Source organism: Novosphingobium sp. ERN07, from assembly GCF_012641335.1.
Lineage (GTDB): Bacteria > Pseudomonadota > Alphaproteobacteria > Sphingomonadales > Sphingomonadaceae > Novosphingobium.
Genome location: NZ_JABAID010000067.1, coordinates 1 through 794, shown reverse-complemented (window position 1 = coordinate 794; position 794 = coordinate 1). Strand labels below are relative to the sequence as shown.

Here is a 794-nt window from a genome sequence, read left to right as displayed (position 1 = left end):
AGCGTTTGGTACGCTTCGAACACGTCGACGGGATTAAAAACCTGCTCTCCGACGGTGATCCACGCGCCTTTCGCATGGGAGCAATCGGCAGTCGATGCAAATTCAACCGCTTCGCGAAATGTTGCCCACGATTGTGGGTTTTCGTCGGGCGGCTCACTCACCCATGCCCAATCGAAATCGTCGTCATCGAGGTTGTCGCCCGGGAAGAGCCAAACCAGAGTTGCGGGTTCATTCCATGGGTAAGGCGAGGCATTCATGGTCAAAGTTCTAATCCCAAACGTAGCAATCGCAATTGACGTATTGGCAGAGGGTTGATTCAAGGCTGCTTTTTGGAGGCAGGCTTGAGCAGGGGCGATCTGACCGAAGCGGAATGGCGTATTCTGAAGGGCTTGCTGCCGATCGAGCCTGAGAACCGTGGCCGAGGCAGACGCCCCGAACAGAACCGCTCGATCATCAACGGCATACTCTGGCGACTTCGCTGTGGAGCGCCGTGGCGTGATGTCCCACCCAAATATGGCAATTGGAACACGATCTATCGCCGGTTCCGACGCTGGAGTGAGGCTGGGGTCTGGGAGACCGTAGCTGTGACCCTGGCCGAGATCATGGCGGACAGCGGCCACTACAGCATAGACAGTACCACAGTCCGCGCCCACGTCTCGGCTGCGGGCGGAAAAGGGGGACTCATCGACGCGCTCTTGGCCGCTCGCGGGGCGGGTTCACCAGTAAGCTTCACTGCCTGGCTGATGCCCTCGGACGGCCGCTCGCATTCCATCTGACGGTTGGCGAGGCAGCTG

General features: G+C 59.1%; 2 protein-coding genes. One reads left to right on the top strand and one right to left on the bottom strand.

Going from position 1 to position 794, the window contains the following annotated elements:
• The coding region (locus HGI47_RS22110) for a hypothetical protein (RefSeq protein WP_168854901.1) at nucleotides 1-257 on the bottom strand (257 nt) is incomplete at its 3' end.
• A gap of 84 nt (nucleotides 258-341) precedes the next feature.
• Here HGI47_RS22110 and HGI47_RS22105 point away from each other — a divergent pair.
• Nucleotides 342-776, top strand: a complete 435-nt coding sequence (locus tag HGI47_RS22105; RefSeq protein ID WP_206066368.1) for an IS5 family transposase — start codon at nucleotides 342-344, stop codon at nucleotides 774-776.
• The last annotated feature ends 18 nt before the right edge of the window (nucleotides 777-794 follow it).